At 69.6% G+C, this 276-nt stretch carries 1 pseudogene; it reads right to left on the bottom strand.

The annotated features are described in order from the left end of the window. A pseudogene (locus tag GJQ66_RS12585) lies at positions 1-276 on the bottom strand (alpha/beta hydrolase); the annotation flags it as partial.

Below are 276 nucleotides of genomic sequence, written 5' to 3'. Positions count from 1 at the left end.
GGCGGTGAGCTCGGCGGGGCCGACGACGCCGCCGATCGGCTGCTTCTTGGCGGTCGCCCGCAGCTTCGCCCAGGCCGCCTGGACCTTCTCGGGGGTGTTGCCGAGGTGGTAGGCGGCGTCGTTCTTGGCGACCCACTTCTCCCAGTCGCCACAGCGGGTCTCGAAGGCCAGGTCCTGGTCGAGGTTGGCCTGGTACCAGATGTTCTGGCGCGACGGGTTCACGACGCTGTCGACGAGCATCCGGCGGACGTGGTCCGGGAAGAGGGTCCCGTAGAC

Origin of the sequence: Microbacterium sp. ZXX196 (assembly GCF_009709595.1) — a bacterium.
GTDB lineage: Bacteria > Actinomycetota > Actinomycetes > Actinomycetales > Microbacteriaceae > Microbacterium > Microbacterium excoecariae.
Note: the sequence above shows the minus strand (reverse complement) of the source record. Positions and strands in the feature narration are given on the sequence as shown.